The 588-nt window shown below is 63.4% G+C and carries 1 protein-coding gene; it reads left to right on the forward strand.

The features are described from left to right. On the forward strand, positions 1-588 hold a 588-nt coding region (locus HU727_RS25515; protein ID WP_275967718.1), incomplete at both ends, for a calcium-binding protein.

Here is a 588-nt window from a genome sequence, read left to right on the forward strand (position 1 = left end):
ACCGACTCCGCCAACAGCGGAATCGATACTGTCCAGTCGACCGTCAGTTGGGCGATGAGCGCTAACCTGGAGAACCTCACCCTCTTGGGCAGCGCCAACCTGAACGGTACCGGCAACGCGCTCAACAACACCCTGACCGGTAATGCCGGCAACAACATCCTCGACGGCGGGGCTGGCATCGACACACTCAGTGGCGGCGCAGGCGATGATGTCTATGTCGTCGAGAACCGCAGCGACACCGTGATCGAGCTGGCCGGTGAAGGCCATGACGTGATCCGCTCCAGCGTCAGCTACACCCTCTCGGCCAACGTCGAAGACGGTGTGCTGCTGGGCACCGCCAACCTCAACTTCGGCGGCAATACCTTGAGCAACACCCTGACCGGCAACGCCGGCAACAACGTCCTCGACGGTCTGGGTGGCACCGACACCCTGATCGGCGGGGCCGGTGACGACATTTACTACATCAATGGCCAGGACGACACCGTCATCGAAGCGGCCGGTGAAGGCCGCGACGTGATCCGCGCCAACGTCAGCTACACCCTCTCGGCCAACGTCGAAGACGGCGTACTGCTGGGCACCGCCGGCCTG

This window comes from Pseudomonas khorasanensis, from assembly GCF_014268505.2.
Lineage (GTDB): Bacteria > Pseudomonadota > Gammaproteobacteria > Pseudomonadales > Pseudomonadaceae > Aquipseudomonas > Aquipseudomonas khorasanensis.